The organism is Paenibacillus sp. FSL M8-0212, from assembly GCF_038004645.1.
Classification (GTDB): Bacteria; Bacillota; Bacilli; order Paenibacillales; family Paenibacillaceae; genus Paenibacillus.
In genome coordinates, this window is record NZ_JBBORP010000001.1 from 4,010,810 (window position 1) to 4,028,052 (window position 17,243).

A 17,243-nucleotide genomic window follows, 5' to 3' on the forward strand; every position below is an offset into this window, starting at 1 on the left:
AAAAATACCGGCCTTGCCGGCCTGAAGAATTTTGAGATGACTGCTACATGTGCAGGAAGACAAAACAATCGGGAAAGAATTGAGGGATTTGTATGGCTCAGCGGTTAGCCACAGAGTATGTTAAGGCCACTATGAAATTGTCAGAACCCCAGATGCATCAGTTTTTGCGCATGACAGAAGACGGCAGGCTTCATCATCGGGTTAAGGTGTTGGACAATGGTTGTCAAGAGGTTGTGCTGGGGGATGTAAGTGGAGAAGAAGTGCATTTCCCTTTTGACCGCATAGAAGGGTTTTATATCTGTGAGTTATCTTGCCGCCTGGTGAATCTGCATTTGACCAACGTTGTCCGGAAGCTCTTTGTGACTTTCAAAGGTGACGGGGTCGTTCATCGGATCTATAAAGGGTTCACCATGACGTATGTTTATGCTCAAGGCACTGTCCGTAAAATTGTGGAGAAAACCGGGGAGAAAACCCGAGTGATCTATGAATACAAAAATACGTTGCTTGAATTGCAACATCTATTCCAGGCCAGAGATGTAGAACGCGAAATCAACCGTGTGTATGCCGAGATCGATTCACTGCTGGACACTAGAAAAGATGCGACTGCTGATCAGCTCCATCAGATTGATGAGACCCTTGCTCGACATCAAAAACGGTTGTTTGAGCTTGAAGCCTATTAATTTAAAATTGTATGTTTATAAACGTATATGAATGTAATGAATTCCCTTGTATCTTCCGGGCAGTGGCACTCGCCAATGTGGAGGTTTCAGGGGATTTTTTAATGTGAGATGGAATATTCCGAATTGAAAATATTTATTTTACAATCTTCTGGAAAAGGGTTGATTTCACTCTGATTCAATGTTATTTTTAATCTCGTTGAAAACAATATAGGAACCAGGATTCATTCAGGACATTATATGTTGCGAGAGATTTTTCCCTCGGGAAGTGAATGACGTAGGTCCTAGCGGATGAAATTTTTCAAACATTTTATTCCTAGGAAGGGGGATCCGAAGGATGGAATATTCAACTTTCGGAAGACACGTTGCTGTTGATACTTGGGGTGTCGACTTTAATCTACTGAACAATGCAGAGTATCTGGAATCCCAAATGGTTGAAGCAGCGGAGGCATGTGGCGCGACAGTGATGTCCGTGCAGTCCAAGCAGTTTGATCCACAGGGAGCGACCGTACTTGTACTATTGTCTGAGAGCCATCTCTCCATTCATACGTATCCTGAGAGAGGTTTTGCAGCGATTGATTGTTACACTTGTGGGGAGACTGTAGATCCACAGCTTGCTATTGACTACCTGGTATCCGTATTAAAGCCTGAAAAAACGTATGCAAAGAAGTTGGTACGTGGTTTGGGCGAATTGCAAGTTGAAACACCAGACATGAACAACCAGACTGAACGGGTTTAAATAAAAGTATATTGCATACACAATGTTCACATATCGGGATGGACACATAACCTCCCAAACTCAAATAGTCATGGAATAATTCCATGGCTATTTGTTTTAATATGCGTATCGTTATGAATATTCATAATCGACACTTTTTAACGCATAACGGTGAACTTTGGTGAGACACTACAATAAATGACAGTGCATATGATGATGAACATGGTGATTTCATAAACATTTCATAAAAATGACCCGGTCACGGCTATGATGTGTGATATAATTAACCATGTCAATCATAAATGGATAGACATATGCAGTAAGCACTTTGATTGGAAATTTATTAGGCAGGTGAACTTGCAATGCACATCGTTGTCGTTGGTTTGAATTATCGCACGGCGCCTGTAGAGGTTAGGGAACGATTCACATTTGCAGAAAAGGACTTGTCTGAAGCGCTGCAGCAGCTCAAGCTGACCAAGAGTGTATTGGAAGGTGTAATCGTAGCCACATGTAACCGTACCGAGTTGTATGTTGTGGTGGACCGTCTTCACATGTGTGGTTATTTTATTCGAACATTCATGGAACAATGGTTTAATGTACCACGGGAAGAATTTACGCAACACTTATATATATATGAAGATGATCAAGCCATGCGCCATTTGTTCCGCGTCATCTGCGGACTAGATTCCATGGTCATTGGTGAGACTCAGATTCTTGGACAGGTGAAACAGGCTTTTCTTAAAGCGCAGGAAGAGAAATCAACAGGTACCTGGTTTAATAAGTTATTTAAGCAGGCAGTTACATTGGGCAAACGGGCACATTCGGAGACTTCCATTGGGGAAAGCGCCGTATCTGTCAGTTATGCTGCTGTTGAACTCGGTAAGAGGATTTTTGGCATGTTCACAGACAAGAAGGTGCTCATTTTGGGTGCCGGCAAGATGAGTGAACTTACCGTGAAACATCTCTACGCCAACGGGGCATCCGAGGTTATCGTGGCGAATCGTACGCTCGCAAGAGCTGAAGAATTGGCAGCCAAGTTCCGGGGCACACCTTGTACCATGGAACAGGCATTAGATCGACTTAATGAAGTTGATATTGTGATTAGTTCCACTGGAGCTGAACGTTATGTCATGGATGCAGCAGTGGTACGGGAGAGCATGAAGCGTCGTCAATCTCGTCCATTGTTCCTGATTGATATTGCGGTTCCACGGGATATTGATCCGGCGATTGGTGAATTATCCAACGTATTTCTCTATGACATTGATGATCTGGAAGGAATTGTGGAGAGCAACCTGGAGATGCGTAAGGTGGAAGCTGCCAAGATTGAGAGAATGATTGAGCTTGAGATGGAGGATTATTACCATTGGCTCAAAACGTTGGGTGTTCGTCCCGTTATTCGCGCTTTGCAGGAAAAAGGTGTCTCCATTCATGAAGAAACGATGGATAGCCTGTTTAATAAACTGCCTGAGCTCGATGAACATCAACGTAAAGTCATTCGTCGTTTGACCAAGAGTATTGTGAACCAAATGACGACAGATCCGATTAATCGGATTAAGGAAATGGCAGGCACGAAGCAAGGTGATGAAGCTCTGCGCATGTTTACTCAGATTTTCGCTCTGGAAGATGCAGTAGAGGTGGCCGCTGAAAAAGTGAGTCAGAGTGATGCCACAGCTCTGGCGAAACCAGCTGCTCACCTTAACGAAAACCGGCAAGACCCCGTGCCGGCTTATGCTCCGGCAGGCGTATAAGGCGGGTGGGCAGCTTGACCCTTGCTGAACAAGTCTATGAAGCTCTAATCTATATGTATGCCCTGAGCCTACTGTTCTATTTCTCGGACTGCATTCGACGCAATGCGGGGGCGAAGCGGACAGGCACAGGGTTTCTTGTCGTTGTTTGGGGATTGCAGGTAACACATGTCATATTGCGCATGTGGACTGAAGGCCATTTCCCCATCTATACTACCTTTGATTTTTTGTTTATATTTTCATTCAGTATTGTGCTGATGTCTCTCGTCATGACTCGCATCCAGCGTTCTGAATTTGTGATATTGTTGCTGAATGTTGTAGGTTTTTCCGTTACGGTATTAAACCGACTGTGGTTTACGGCCGGAGAGATATCACTGCATAACTGGCAAACGGTACATGGATTACTCATTATGCATATTACCTTGGCGAATCTTGGTTTTGCGGCGTTAACCGTTGCTACGGTATTTGCCATGTTATATCTGTTCCTGCACCGTAAGTTGAAGAAAAAAAAGTGGAATGATACGATGCGACGGCTGCCAAGCCTGGAAGTGATCGGCAAATACATGGATGGTGCTAATTTCATAGGTACACCGCTCCTTGGCGTTTCTGTGATGCTTGCCGTATTATCCATTGTGGCGGAAAGACGCTGGATTCTACTCTTGGATCTCAAAGTTATTGCGACAGGTCTTGCTATAGCCATCTATGTGGGGTACTTCGTATCTAAGAGAAGGAAACAGTTCTCTACAATTATCATGGCAAGATGGACACTGATTGGGTACGGATTTGTCATTATAAGTTTTTTATCCAATGCGTATTCAGCGTTTCATCGTTGGACGGGAGAGTGAAGGGGATGGACCGTTACACGCCGATATTTGTGAATACTTCAGGCAAGAAGTGCTGCGTGGTTGGTGGTGGACGTGTTGCCGAACGTAAAATTAAGGGATTACTGCATGCCGAGGCACAGATTACGGTCATTAGTCCGGAGCTTACCCCCGTATTAAAACAACTGCATCATGAATTCCGAATTCAATGGATAGACCGGTCCTACCGCAATGGAGATTTGCGGGGGGCCTTTCTCGTATATGCAGCGACTGACCATTCAGAGGTCAATTCAACTGTGGTTCGGGATGCTGAGGCTGCGGGCATATTGGTGAATAACGCAATGTCTTCGGAGCACAGCAGCTTTATTACGCCAAGCGTGGTAAGGCGTGGGAGATTAAGCATAGCGATATCCACAGCAGGAGCGGGACCGGCAGCAGCTGCGGAGATACGTGCCACACTCGAACGACAATTCGGTGATGAGTATGAGACGTACCTTGAGTTTTTGCACCAGATGAGGACCGAGGTGAAGTCACGCGTATCATCTTCAAGTCTCAGAAGTGCGTTGCTTCGGCAATTAACTGAAATGCACATATTAGAAGATATTCGTACAGGCCATTTTCGGTGGTGGACCGAAGAAGAAATCGGGGACTGGATATCCCGTAATCAGGAGGAAGTGTAGATATGCGTACAATTAAAGTTGGAAGTAGACAGAGCGCGCTTGCGCTAACCCAAACAGGCCATGTCATTCAGGATTTACGTGATATTTGTGAGCGGGAAGGATTAGCTTTTGACTTTGAAGTACATAAGATTGTTACCAAGGGAGATCTCATTCTGGATGTAACGTTGTCAAAAGTCGGAGGCAAAGGTTTGTTTGTCAAAGAGATTGAACAGGCGATGCTTGATCGTACGATTGATATGGCTGTGCATAGCATGAAAGATATGCCCTCCGAGTTACCCGAAGGATTAATCAATGGTGCTATTCCCCGTCGTGCAGATCCACGGGATGCGCTGATCTCCAATGGTGGACTTACTCTGGATCAACTGCCAGAAGGAGCTAGAGTCGGAACAAGCAGTCTGCGCCGGTCGAGTCAACTAAAGGCCTATCGTCCGGATTTGCAATTGGAATCGATTCGCGGCAATATTGATTCCCGTCTGCGGAAACTGGAGACCGAAGGATTCGATGCGATTATTCTGGCAGCTGCAGGATTGTACCGTATGGGCTGGGAAGACCGGATCACAGAGTACCTGACGGAAACAGCTTGCCTTCCGGCAGTGGGTCAAGGCGCGCTTGGTATCGAATGTCGTGAAGACGATGAGGAACTATTGCACTTGCTGCAGCTGTATAACGATCCGGAGACAGCATTTCCTGTACAGGCGGAACGCCGTTTTCTCAGTGTATTGAATGGGGGCTGTCAGGTTCCAATTGGTGCTCATGCGGTATGGCTGCCTCAGGAAGATGCGGATTCCCTGAATGGTGAAAACACGTTACAATTAACAGGTATGGTCGGCACGCCGGATGGTGGACTGATTCTTAAGGAAGCTTTGATCGGCAAAGACCCGGTTCGTCTGGGTGAAGAAGTGGCTTGGAGATTGATTGAACGGGGAGCAGAGCAGATACTGGCAGAAGTTAGGGGATGAAGACATGGTGGGAAAGGTCTTTTTGGTAGGAGCAGGTCCTGGGGATGCAAAGCTGATTACGGTAAAAGGGTGGGAATCCATCGGTAAAGCCGATGCTGTAGTCTATGATCGTTTGGCAAGTCCGAGATTGTTGAAACAAATGAAACCCGGCGCAGTCAAGATTTACGTGGGCAAGCGCCCGGATCGGCATACGATGAAACAGGAAGAGATCAATCAACTGTTGGTTGATCTGGCTCTTGAAGGCAAGGTTGTGGTTCGGCTTAAGGGTGGCGATCCAACGATCTTTGGACGCGTGGGCGAAGAGGCAGGTTTGCTGTACAAAAACGGGATTCCGTTTGAGATTGTGCCTGGGGTAACCGCTGCGATAAGTGTACCTGCGTATGCCGGAATTCCTGTGACTCACCGTGACTATGCATCTTCCATCTCTATTATTACGGGGCACGAGAGTCCGGACAAGCTTGATCGCAGTATCCATTGGGATAAAGTGACGAATGCAACGGGTACACTGGTATTTATGATGGGGGTTGCCAAAATTGGATATATCAGCGAACAATTGATTCGTCATGGTCGTCCAGCGCAAACACCGGTAGCTCTGATTCGTTGGGGAACACGAGCGGAACAGGATACCCTTACAGGTACCCTTGAAGATATAGAAGCAAAAGTGATTGCGGCCAATTTCCAACCACCAGCTGTTATTGTGGTAGGAGATGTCGTAAATCAACGGGAACAATTGAAATGGGCAGAAGCGCTGCCACTGTTTGGCAAACGAATTCTGGTGACCCGTGCTCGCAGTCAGGCGAGTGAACTGGTGAATCGCATTGAGGAACTCGGCGGGGAACCGTATGAGTTTCCGGTCATTGAGACGGTCATGCCGTCTACTGAATCTGCGCAGCAAAGTGTCAAAGACGCCTTCAGTGCTTTAAATACCTATGACTGGGTGTTTTTCACAAGTGTGAACGGCGTGGAGTTTTTCTTCCGCCATCTGGAACAGGAAGGCAAGGATATTCGCTCGATTCATCAAGCGAGAATTGCTGCCGTAGGACCTTCCACAGCGGATGCTTTGCGCAAACATGGCATCGTTGCAGAGGTTGTCAAAGGTCCTTTCCAGGCCGAAGGCATGCTTGAGGCTTTTGAAAGTGAATTGAAGGAAGGTCAGAAAGTACTGCTTCCGCACGGGGATCTGGCACGTACATGGTTACGTGATCAGTTGAGAGAACGAGGACTTCAGGTCACCGAAGCCATCACCTACGATACGATCCTCGCTGGTGAGGATGATGATGAACTGATTAAGCTACTCGAAGAAGGTGGAATTCATGCGGTGACCTTTACAAGTTCATCGACGGTTACCAACTTCATGAGTATGTTGAAACGTATGGGGTTGCAAGATCCTCTGCCTTTATTGAAAGATGTGGAGGTTGCGTGTATCGGACCTGTTACAGCGAAGACGGCAGAAGCCGCTGGACTAAAGGTTACACTGATGGCAGAGGAAGCAACGATGGATAGCTTGATCACCGTGCTATGCGACTGGAAACGGACAGGCACCAAAGAAGGCGCTCTTCGAAATTAATACACATGGGAATCAATTTCATAATACCTTTAGCTGCTTCAATCAAGGCTAAATATAGATCAAAACGGTTCAATTTGTCTATATTTAGTTACGAAATCCATTTTTAGCGAGTTATGAAAATGATCCATGTAATCATGTCAACATATGAAGCGTGCTGAATTCGATAGGATACCAGCGCGCTTCCCTTTTTGCTCTATTTAACTTTCAGGGAGGTTTTACACGTATGAGTTTTCCAATTGTACGGCATCGCCGTTTACGCCAATCCACAGGTATTCGCAATATGGTTAGAGAAACCCATTTAACCGTGGACGACTTTATTCAACCGATCTATGTAACGTATGGAGAAAATGTAAAATCCGAAATCAAATCCATGCCTGGGGTATTCCGCTTCTCGCTGGATCGTCTTCAGGAAGAAGTAACAGAAATTGCCGAGCTGGGAATTCCAGCGGTGTTATTGTTTGGTATTCCGGAGACTAAGGATAGTGTTGGTTCATCTGGCTTTGCTGAAGATGGCATTGTGCAGGAAGCGACAAGATTGATCAAATCCTGGTACCCAGAACTGCTGGTTGTTGCAGATACTTGTCTATGCGAATTCACGGATCATGGTCACTGCGGTATGGTACACAGCGTGGAGATTGACGGTCACATCTGCGGAGATGTGTTAAATGACGAATCCCTTGATCTGCTCGTGCAAACGGCAGTGTCCCAAGCCAAAGCAGGAGCGGACATTATTGCACCATCCAACATGATGGATGGATTTGTACAAGCGATCCGTGCCGGGCTGGACGAGAATGGATTCAGTCATATTCCGATCATGTCCTACTCTGTAAAATACGCGTCGGCATTCTATGGTCCATTCCGTGAAGCTGCGGATTCCACACCCCAATTCGGAGACCGCAAGTCGTATCAGATGGACCCGGCCAATGCACGTGAAGCTTTGCGGGAAGCCGAAACGGATGTGCTGGAAGGAGCGGACATGTTGATGGTAAAACCATCCCTTTCCTATCTGGATGTTATGCGCACCATCAAGGATCAATTTGATCTTCCTCTTGTTGCCTATAATGTAAGTGGCGAGTATGCCATGGTTAAGGCAGCGGCGATTCAAGGCTGGATCGATGAGAAAAAAGTCGCCATGGAAATCCTGCTCAGCATGAAACGCGCAGGTGCAGATATGATCATTACCTACTACGGAAAAGACGCTTCACGCTGGCTGGCTGAGAAATAAAATAAATTACATGAAGGAGGATATTCATGACTGCACAACAAGGTAATCGTCGCAATGATGAGCGCTCACGCAGCGCGTTTGAGGAAGCGAAGCAGTACATACCCGGGGGGGTGAACAGCCCTGTGCGCGCATTCAAATCGGTGGGACTTACTCCGATCTATGCTGAGCGCGGCGAAGGGTCCAAAATCTACGATATTGATGGCAATGTTTTTATTGACTATGTGGGATCGTGGGGTCCACTCATCATGGGACATGCACACCCTGACGTTGTTGAGGCTTTGCGTGAGACAGCCCTTAAAGGAACAAGCTTTGGTGCACCTACCTTGCTGGAGACCGAAATGGCAAAACTGGTCTGTGAGCGTGTACCTTCTATCGATATCGTGCGGATGGTTAATTCCGGTACGGAAGCAACCATGAGTGCCATTCGACTGGCACGCGGGGTAACCGGACGCAGTAAAATTCTGAAGTTTGAAGGATCATATCATGGACATGCGGACAGCTTGCTGATCAAGGCGGGTTCAGGTGTTGCAACACTGGGTCTACCGGATAGTCCAGGTGTACCTGAGGGTGTAGCTGTGAATACAATTACGGTACCTTATAACGATCTGGAGTCCGTGAAGCTTGCTTTTGAACGTTATGGTGAAGAGCTGGCCGCTGTTATTGTGGAACCTGTGGCGGGTAACATGGGGGTTGTACCTCCGGCTTCCGGATTCCTTGAAGGCTTGCGCAGTTTGACAACGCAATATGGCAGCCTGCTTATTTTTGACGAAGTCATGACTGGTTTCCGCGTAGGATTGAACTGTGCTCAGGGACGGTATGGGGTTACACCTGACCTGACTTGTCTGGGTAAAGTGATCGGTGGCGGACTCCCGGTTGGTGCTTATGGTGGTCGCCGGGATCTGATGGAACAGATTGCCCCTACGGGACCGATCTATCAGGCGGGTACACTTAGCGGGAATCCGCTGGCTATGGCAGCAGGATATACGACGCTCAAATTGTTAACACCAGAGGTCTATGACCGTCTGGAGACACTGTCTGCACGTTTGCAAGCCGGATTCGAGAAAAATGCAGCTGAGACGGGTATTGCAATAACCATTAACCGTGTGGGTTCCATGGTTTGTCCATTCTTTAGTGCCGTTCCAGTAACCAATTATGATATTGCCAAAGAAAGCAATCTGGATCAATTCCGTCGTTATTTTGCGGCCATGATTGATCAAGGTGTGAGTGTTGCGCCTTCGCAATACGAAGGCATGTTTGTCTCTGGTGTGCACACGGAGCAGGATATTGACGATACGATCGAGGCGAATCGTAAAGCTCTTCAATCGCTATGACTATTAAAAGTTGGAAACGCCGCGGGGAATGGCTTGAGCTGATGCCAGGGAAAGCCGTAACAGGCAGTTCGGACAAACCGATGGCTGCAGAGCAATGGCTATTGTCTGAGCTTCAGTTTCCGGAGAAACTGCTCCGTCAGCTGAAAGCAAACCGTGGAATACAACTTGCAGGGGACCGGCTTCGGCTGGCCCTTTTTGCGTCCCAGCCAATCGATGTGGAGCCACGCTGGGCTGATGTGGATGTGTTGTATGAGGATGATTTCTGTCTGGTTATGCACAAACCGGCAGGCATGAAACTGCATCCGGATGGAAGCCGTGCTGATCAGGCCATCACGCTGGATCATGTGGTTGCCTCTTATTATGAAATGAACGGAATACAGGCGAGCGTACGCCATGTTCATCGACTGGATGAGGATACAACCGGACCTGTCCTGTATGCCAAAAATGCTTTTGCCCTCGCCAAACTGGATGAAGCGATGCGCCGCAAAGAAATTGGCCGCCATTATGTAGCTATTGCAGGTGGACAAATCCCCCTTGAACTCCGCAAAATTGATGCTCCAATTGGCAAGGACAGACATCACAAACAGCGCAGGCGTGTCTCCGAAGGTGGACAGGAAGCTGTTACTCATGTGGAGATCGCCGAAGTATGGGAACGAGCAACCCTTGTACGATTAAAGCTGGATACAGGACGAACACACCAAATTCGTGTACACCTAAGTTACGCGGGACACCCGCTTATTGGTGATGCGTTGTATGGAGGCAGAGCGGATGCCATTGGTCGGCAGGCGCTTCATGGAGAGGTGCTGAAGTTTAGCCACCCGTTAACCGGAGCGATGATTGAAGTGAATGATCCTTGGCCATCCGATTTCACACAATTGGCAGAGCGTGAGAGTTAATTTATTAATACACTATATAAGTTTGACTGACTAGTTACACGAGAAAGGAGAGGACAGAAATAACGTGAAGAAGCGGAGCGTTCGCCTAAAAGCTTTCTGAAAGAAAGCTGCTTCGGAAGCATAAGCTATCCCTAGATTTTCCCTTTGAAGAAGGGAATCAAAAAAATCTGGGGAAAACAGTGATCGGAAGGTTATTCTGTCATCGAAGTGGCTAGGTGCTACATTCTATATTTCGCTTTATATAACAAGGTTTTTCAAAAGGTGGCATGCTCATCTCATTCAAGGCATATAGATGGGGTAACGAAGGATTTGGACCATGGATCAGTCCCATGAGAAGGATCATGGTGAACATATGCCGAAAGGAGGACGCCACCTTTGTTGAATCAACCTTATGGTTTGCGGTTCGATATTTATGAGCGCGTTCATTTGTCTGAGGGAGTCCCTGCGATTGAGGAATTGGAGGAGATTGAACTATACCCGCGCATTCAAGTCATAGGGCAGGATGATCATGCCACATTAAGAGGACATCTTTTACTTACAGGTGCGTACAGAGGAGAAAATGAGGTTTCAGAGGAGCTCAAACATTTCATTCCCGTGGAGATCACAGTGCCGCTGAACCGGGTCAGATCGATTGAGGATATTTCCATCGAGATCGAAAATTTTGACGTGGATCTGTTATCCAATCGCAGTCTGAACATTACAGGCGTGTTGTCGTTGCGAGGCATCGAGGGCTTTCCTGTTGAAGAGCCACAAGTGTGGTCAGCAGATGAGTTTACAGTTGTTCATTCACCTGATGCTCAGCAATCCAACCGTTCCGATGAAGCAGCACAGACAGGCAGCGACCCCAACACATTTGCACAAGAGTACCTGCTCCAGCGGAGTGAGGAAGAGAGACTTGCGAATGCAGCAGAACTTGCATATGGTGCTCCGGAATTCGCTGACCTGTCCACAAGGGAAGAGACATTAAGGAATAGCGAAGAATGGCAGCAAGAATATGCGAATTCGTCATCGGCCGAGCCACTTCAATCTGAGGAGCAAAGCGCGGAGTACGCTAACGAAAACAGACAACCTGATGCAAACGAAGATCCCGCATCTCTGACAGCTAATGGAGATGAATTGGCATCTCATGAGCAATACAGCGAACCTTCTCCGATCTCGTCATTTATGGCTGAGACCGCAGATCGATTAGCTTCTTACCCTGAGTCGGAACCATTGCTGCCTCTGGAAGATGAGTCTTCGGGTTGGTCCGAGCCTTCCGTGGATGCATTGCCTGCGAACTCGAGAGGTGGAGATCAAGCAGTCTCAGAGCCTGTAGCTCAATCATCTAATGAGTTGGCAGCCCCAGATGTACCGGACGCACCAGAGGTATGGCACTTCGAATCAGCGAGATCTGTACCTCAGCAGGAGAACCAGGCAGTTGCCGATGTCCCGGTCGAATCACAGGCGGAGAACTGGCAAGGTGTATTTGCTTCGTCCGAACCAGACAATGCTGAGGAAGACCGACCGTCTTTTGAAGCGACTGGGGTAGACGAGTTCGTGCAGAACGAAGCATTTGTTCCTGAACCTGTGGCTGAGACGGAAGACAAGCCGGAGCTGAAGGTTGCTTTTGGCAGCAAAAAGGAATCCGCACCACGGCAAGAAGAGGGCGTAGGTATCTCTTCCTTGTTATCCTCGGGCAGAGCGGCACGCGATGCTGAAGTGGAGCGAGGCGATGAAGTTCCTGCGGGTGTGGTACAGGAAGAAACGTATCCAGCTGATGATGTGGAATGGAAGAACCTGTTCCTGGGAACGATCGTGGACCAGACCCCATTCCGCAAGGTGAAACTGTGCATCGTTCAGCGAGAAGATACACTGGATGCCATTGCAGATCGATATCAATTGAGCACGAGGGAACTTCAGTTGTATAACCGATTATCTGAGCAGGTTGTGGAAGAAGGTCAGATATTGTACATCCCTTAATCCGTAGTTAAAGCCTTCGTTACGACCCGTGATCCCCTTGAGGATTGCGGGTTTTTGCATGATTCGTCCTAAACCTGCATTCCAGCGCTCTTTATCCACTGTTGTCAGGTTGACTATCGCGCACGAGCAAGGTATGATGTGTGTAGGTTTTTTGAAGAACAACGTGGAACGGGAGTAGTAGACAGTATGACCTTTCAGAGAGTGGAATTGCAGCGCTGTGAGATTCCGCAGGAACCAACTGATCGAAGTCGCCCGGGAGTTGCCTGTTTGAATACAAGAGATGAATGAGATCTATCGTCATTTATTTCTGAGGTAGGATGGGCCGGTAGCAGCCGTTATCTGCTTGAAGTGTCACGTCATGTACAGAGGGTGAAGTCTATCTTGCTGTAGGCGTGAAACAAAGGTGGTACCGCGAAAGCTAACCTTTCGTCCTTTGATGGATGAAAGGTTTTTTTTGTTTTTTTTGGCGAAGATGATGAAGTAACGGAGGAATGACACATGTCTGAGGAAAAAAAATCAGCTGCAACAGAAATGCCAACCACTTACGATCCTAAGGCGGCAGAGGATAAATGGTACTCCACCTGGATGGAACGTGGATATTTCAAAGCCGGTCAACGTAAAGATGCCGAGCCGTATACGATTGTAATTCCACCCCCAAATGTGACCGGGATGCTGCACATAGGGCATGCGCTCGATTTTACACTGCAGGATATTCTGATCCGCACCAAACGGATGCAAGGTTATGACGCACTGTGGCTTCCGGGTTCCGACCATGCAGGTATTGCTACCCAAACCAAAGTGGAGCAGAAGCTGCGTGAAGAAGGTCTGACTCGTTATGATCTGGGACGCGAGAAGTTTCTGGAGAAAGTATGGGACTGGAAAGATCAATATGCCACTACCATTCGTCAGCAATGGGGCAAAATGGGATTGTCGCTTGATTACTCCCGTGAACGTTTTACGCTGGATGAAGGTCTGTCCCAAGCGGTTCGTAAAGTATTTGTTCAGCTATATGAAAAAGGCCTTATTTACCGAGGCAAACGCATCATTAACTGGGATCCGGTGAACCGGACAGCTCTGTCCGACATTGAGGTTGAATATAAAGAGGTACAGGGTCACTTGTACCATCTGCGTTACCCGCTCAAAGACGGAAGTGGCTACGTTACAGTGGCAACAACGCGTCCTGAAACGATGCTGGGTGATACAGCGGTTGCTGTTCATCCGAAGGATGAGCGTTATGCAGATATGATTGGTAAAGTACTTGTACTGCCTATCATTGGACGCGAAATTCCAATTATCGCTGATGATTATGTGGATAAAGAGTTCGGAAGTGGTGCTGTTAAAATCACGCCTGCGCATGATCCAAATGACTTTGAAGTAGGTCTTCGTCATGATCTGCCTCAAATTACGGTAATGGATGAGAGCGGCACAATGAATGCTGAGGCTGGCAAGTATCAGGGACTGGATCGCAGTGACTGCCGCAAGCAGATTGTTGCTGACTTGAAAGAGCAGGGCGTATTGATTAATATCGAGGATCACACGCATCAGGTTGGACACAGTGAGCGTACCGGAGCTGTTGTTGAGCCGTATCTGTCTACACAGTGGTTCGTTGAGATGAAGCCACTTGCAGAGAGAGCGATTAAGAAACAACAGAGCGGCGAAGGAGTTAATTTTGTTCCAGATCGTTTTGAGAAAACCTATCTGAACTGGATCGAAAACGTTCGTGACTGGTGTATTTCCCGTCAACTGTGGTGGGGACATCGTATTCCTGCCTGGTATGATGAAGAAACAGGTGAAATCATCGTATCTGCTGAAGATCCAACAACGCTGCCAGAGTATGCTGGACGCAAACTCAGACAGGACGAAGACGTACTCGATACTTGGTTTAGCTCCGGCTTATGGCCATTCTCCACACTAGGCTGGCCGGAAGATACGGAAGACCTGAAACGTTATTATCCGACAAGTGTACTTGTAACAGGGTATGACATCATATATTTCTGGGTTGCACGTATGATTTTCACTGCATTGGAATTCACCGATGAGATTCCGTTCAAGGATGTGCTGATGCATGGTCTTGTTCGTGATGCAGATGGACGCAAAATGTCCAAATCACTGGGCAACGGCGTAGATCCGCTGGATGTGATTGAGAAATATGGCGCAGATGCAATGCGTTATATGATCTCAACCAGCAGCACGCCAGGTCAGGATCTCCGTTTCCGTTGGGAACGGGTGGAACAGGCTCGTAATTTTGCCAACAAGATCTGGAATGCTTCGCGCTTTGCATTGATGAATCTGGAAGGATTCACCTATGAGGAACGTGACATCAGTGGAGAGCTTGGTACAGCGGATTATTGGATTTTGCACCGTCTGAACGAAACTTCCCGCGATATTACGCGTCTAATCGAAGCGTATGAATTTGGGGAAACGGGTCGTGTGTTGTATAACTTTATCTGGGATGACCTGTGTGACTGGTACATCGAGTTTGCTAAGCTGTCCTTCTATGGGGAAGATCCGGTTGCCAAGAAGAAAACACAATCCGTGCTTGCTTATGTGCTGGATCAGACCATGCGCCTGATTCATCCGTTTATGCCATACATCTCCGAAGAGATCTGGCAGCATCTGCCGCATGAAGGTGAGACCATTACGCTGGCATCATGGCCGGTATATGATCCTGCTCTTGAGAACCCAGAGGCTGTTGCCGAGATGAACCTGCTCATGGATACCATTCGTGCAGTTCGAAACATTCGTGCAGAAGTGAACGTGCCGATGAGCAAAAAGATTGAGTTGATGGTCAAAGCAAATAGTGCTGAGACGTCCAGCATCATTGAGCGCAACAGTCACTACATCAAACGTTTCTGTAATACGTCCGAGTTCGATAGTGGGCTGGATCTAAGCTCACCGGATAAGGCGATGACTGCGATCATTACGGGGGCAGAACTATACTTGCCGCTCGCAGGTCTTATTGATATCGAGCAGGAAGTGGCTCGTTTGGAGAAAGAGTTGCAGAATCTTGAGGGCGAAGTTCTCCGTGTAGAGAAAAAGCTGGCGAACGAAGGCTTTGTAGCCAAAGCTCCTGCCAAAGTTATTGAGGAAGAGCGCGCCAAGCAAGCAGATTATTCCGATAAACGGGATAAAGTGATTGCAAGAATCAAGGAACTTAAAGGTTAATATATTTGGGTCGGATGGAGAGCCATTATGCCATCCGGCCGCTTTTTTCACTCAAACTCGGGACCGAAGGTGAATCAGATGACGGAATTAGACGGGACAGATGCAGCAGCTCCTTTACTTACGTATAACGAGGCCGTGGACTGGATCAATGGCCTTATTCCTTTTGGCATCCGACCTGGATTGGAACGAATCGAGAGTCTGATGTCCATGTTAGGCAATCCACACCAACGTCTCAAATTTATTCATGTCGCGGGAACGAACGGCAAAGGTTCGACTTGCGCTTTTTTGACGTCAGTGCTTCTTCAGGCTGGATATGATGTGGGTACCTTTACGTCGCCGTATATCACCAAGTTTACAAACCGTTTTCAATACAACGGTGAGGATATTCCTGAAGAAATCCTGCTTAAACTCTCGAACCGATTACATCCACTGGTCATGGAAATGGCCTCCACTCCGCTTGGATCACCCACGATGTTTGAGGTGTCCACGGCTCTGGCGCTTCTGTACTATGCAGAGGAGTGTTACCCTGACGTTGTGGTATGGGAGACGGGGCTAGGGGGAAGGATGGACGTAACGAATATTGTCGCACCTGTTGTGTCCGTCATCACCAACATTGGTATGGATCACACGGATGTGCTTGGAGATACGATTGAGCAGATTGCTGGGGAAAAAGCAGGTATAATCAAGCCGGGAGTACCCGTTGTGACTTGCGCGACTCAACCCGAAGCTGTGAAGGTGATTCAGGAGAAAGCACAGCAGCTTCAATCAAGCGTGTATTTGGCTGGAGATCAATTCTCTTATCATAGACTGGACAGCAATGAGAACGGACAATCTTTTCATTTTACAGGCCCGTTTCGTGATCTGGACGTTCGCATACGCATGCAGGGCTCACATCAATGTGACAATGCAGCGGCCGCACTTATGGTGCTTGAATTGCTTAGACAATACATGGCATTTATGCTGGATGACAACGATATTGCACTTGGACTGGAGAATGCTTTCTGGGCAGGAAGATTCGAAAAAGTCGTCGATGAACCCCGAATTGTGCTCGATGGAGCACATAATCCGGAAGGGGCAGAATCACTGGCCAAGAGCATTACGGATGTCTATCCTCACAACAAGTTAATTTTGATGATGGGTATGTTGGCAAATAAGCATCACGAAGCGTATTTGCAGCATATACTGCCACTAGTGGATACGCTGATCCTGACCGAGCCAGATTTCCGACGCAAAATGGATGCAGCTGAATTGCTGCAGATTGTCGAACGGGTACGTCCCGCCATTGCGAAGCAGGAACTGGAAATCATCGTCGAGCCCGAATGGGCAAAGGCACTTGATCTATTGAAGTCACGGACGGAAGCGGAAGATCTGGGGGTGGTCTCCGGCACACTGTACCTGATTGCGGATGTGCGGGCAGCCCTTTTGCATCAAACCGATTCTGAAAAAGGTTGGTGAAAGTTTTGTTAAATACATCGGAACACGTTCATTTTATAGGGATTG

General features: G+C 47.6%; 13 protein-coding genes and 1 other annotated feature. All 13 genes read left to right on the top strand.

What is annotated here, in order from left to right; translation table 11 throughout:
- The first annotated feature begins 92 nt into the window (after positions 1–92).
- The 13 genes from MKX68_RS17690 (at position 93) to MKX68_RS17750 (ending at position 17,198) form a co-directional block, all read left to right on the top strand.
- On the top strand, positions 93–680 hold the full coding sequence (locus MKX68_RS17690; protein WP_340913326.1) for a non-ribosomal peptide synthetase module: 588 nt from the start codon (positions 93–95) through the stop codon (positions 678–680).
- 334 nt (positions 681–1,014) lie between these two features.
- Positions 1,015–1,416, top strand: a complete 402-nt coding sequence (speD, locus tag MKX68_RS17695) for an adenosylmethionine decarboxylase (protein ID WP_338588370.1) — start codon at positions 1,015–1,017, stop codon at positions 1,414–1,416.
- 341 nt (positions 1,417–1,757) lie between these two features.
- Complete coding sequence (gene hemA / locus MKX68_RS17700) at positions 1,758–3,143, top strand: glutamyl-tRNA reductase (protein ID WP_133387117.1); 1,386 nt, start codon at positions 1,758–1,760, stop codon at positions 3,141–3,143.
- A 14-nt stretch (positions 3,144–3,157) separates the two neighbouring features.
- Positions 3,158–3,985 (top strand): cytochrome c biogenesis protein CcsA, encoded by an 828-nt coding sequence (ccsA, locus tag MKX68_RS17705; RefSeq protein WP_445259491.1) that lies wholly within the window; start codon positions 3,158–3,160, stop codon positions 3,983–3,985.
- Positions 3,986–3,990: 5 nt separating this feature from the next.
- A complete protein-coding gene (locus MKX68_RS17710; protein WP_339789337.1) occupies positions 3,991–4,641 on the top strand; it encodes a precorrin-2 dehydrogenase/sirohydrochlorin ferrochelatase family protein in 651 nt (216 codons plus the stop codon).
- A gap of 2 nt (positions 4,642–4,643) precedes the next feature.
- Positions 4,644–5,600 (top strand): hydroxymethylbilane synthase, encoded by a 957-nt coding sequence (gene hemC / locus MKX68_RS17715; RefSeq protein ID WP_091037577.1) that lies wholly within the window; start codon positions 4,644–4,646, stop codon positions 5,598–5,600.
- A 4-nt stretch (positions 5,601–5,604) separates the two neighbouring features.
- Positions 5,605–7,167, top strand: a complete 1,563-nt coding sequence (gene cobA / locus MKX68_RS17720; RefSeq protein WP_338588368.1) for a uroporphyrinogen-III C-methyltransferase — start codon at positions 5,605–5,607, stop codon at positions 7,165–7,167.
- Between the two features lie 223 nt (positions 7,168–7,390).
- On the top strand, positions 7,391–8,392 hold the full coding sequence (gene hemB, locus MKX68_RS17725; RefSeq protein WP_340913332.1) for a porphobilinogen synthase: 1,002 nt from the start codon (positions 7,391–7,393) through the stop codon (positions 8,390–8,392).
- A 26-nt stretch (positions 8,393–8,418) separates the two neighbouring features.
- Positions 8,419–9,723 (top strand): glutamate-1-semialdehyde 2,1-aminomutase, encoded by a 1,305-nt coding sequence (gene hemL, locus MKX68_RS17730; protein ID WP_047841187.1) that lies wholly within the window; start codon positions 8,419–8,421, stop codon positions 9,721–9,723.
- A complete protein-coding gene (locus tag MKX68_RS17735) occupies positions 9,720–10,619 on the top strand; it encodes an RluA family pseudouridine synthase (RefSeq protein WP_340913336.1) in 900 nt (299 codons plus the stop codon). Before hemL ends, MKX68_RS17735 begins: the two co-directional genes overlap by 4 nt.
- 375 nt (positions 10,620–10,994) lie before the next feature.
- Complete coding sequence (locus MKX68_RS17740) at positions 10,995–12,578, top strand: LysM peptidoglycan-binding domain-containing protein (protein WP_340913338.1); 1,584 nt, start codon at positions 10,995–10,997, stop codon at positions 12,576–12,578.
- Between the two features lie 155 nt (positions 12,579–12,733).
- Positions 12,734–13,015 (top strand) — a binding site (T-box leader).
- A gap of 61 nt (positions 13,016–13,076) precedes the next feature.
- Positions 13,077–15,743 carry a valine--tRNA ligase gene (locus tag MKX68_RS17745; RefSeq protein WP_340913339.1) on the top strand — a complete coding sequence of 889 codons (2,667 nt, stop codon included), beginning with the start codon at positions 13,077–13,079 and terminating at the stop codon, positions 15,741–15,743.
- Between the two features lie 78 nt (positions 15,744–15,821).
- Positions 15,822–17,198, top strand: a complete 1,377-nt coding sequence (locus MKX68_RS17750; protein WP_124117791.1) for a bifunctional folylpolyglutamate synthase/dihydrofolate synthase — start codon at positions 15,822–15,824, stop codon at positions 17,196–17,198.
- Positions 17,199–17,243: the final 45 nt, after the last annotated feature.

Coding starts and splice junctions, on each gene's coding strand:
- MKX68_RS17690 (WP_340913326.1), top strand. CDS start 93: ATGGCTCAGCGGTTAGCCACAGAGTATGTTAAGGCCACTATGAAATTG.
- speD (WP_338588370.1), top strand. CDS start 1,015: ATGGAATATTCAACTTTCGGAAGACACGTTGCTGTTGATACTTGGGGT.
- hemA (WP_133387117.1), top strand. CDS start 1,758: ATGCACATCGTTGTCGTTGGTTTGAATTATCGCACGGCGCCTGTAGAG.
- MKX68_RS17710 (WP_339789337.1), top strand. CDS start 3,991: ATGGACCGTTACACGCCGATATTTGTGAATACTTCAGGCAAGAAGTGC.
- hemC (WP_091037577.1), top strand. CDS start 4,644: ATGCGTACAATTAAAGTTGGAAGTAGACAGAGCGCGCTTGCGCTAACC.
- cobA (WP_338588368.1), top strand. CDS start 5,605: ATGGTGGGAAAGGTCTTTTTGGTAGGAGCAGGTCCTGGGGATGCAAAG.
- hemB (WP_340913332.1), top strand. CDS start 7,391: ATGAGTTTTCCAATTGTACGGCATCGCCGTTTACGCCAATCCACAGGT.
- hemL (WP_047841187.1), top strand. CDS start 8,419: ATGACTGCACAACAAGGTAATCGTCGCAATGATGAGCGCTCACGCAGC.
- MKX68_RS17735 (WP_340913336.1), top strand. CDS start 9,720: ATGACTATTAAAAGTTGGAAACGCCGCGGGGAATGGCTTGAGCTGATG.
- MKX68_RS17745 (WP_340913339.1), top strand. CDS start 13,077: ATGTCTGAGGAAAAAAAATCAGCTGCAACAGAAATGCCAACCACTTAC.
- MKX68_RS17750 (WP_124117791.1), top strand. CDS start 15,822: ATGACGGAATTAGACGGGACAGATGCAGCAGCTCCTTTACTTACGTAT.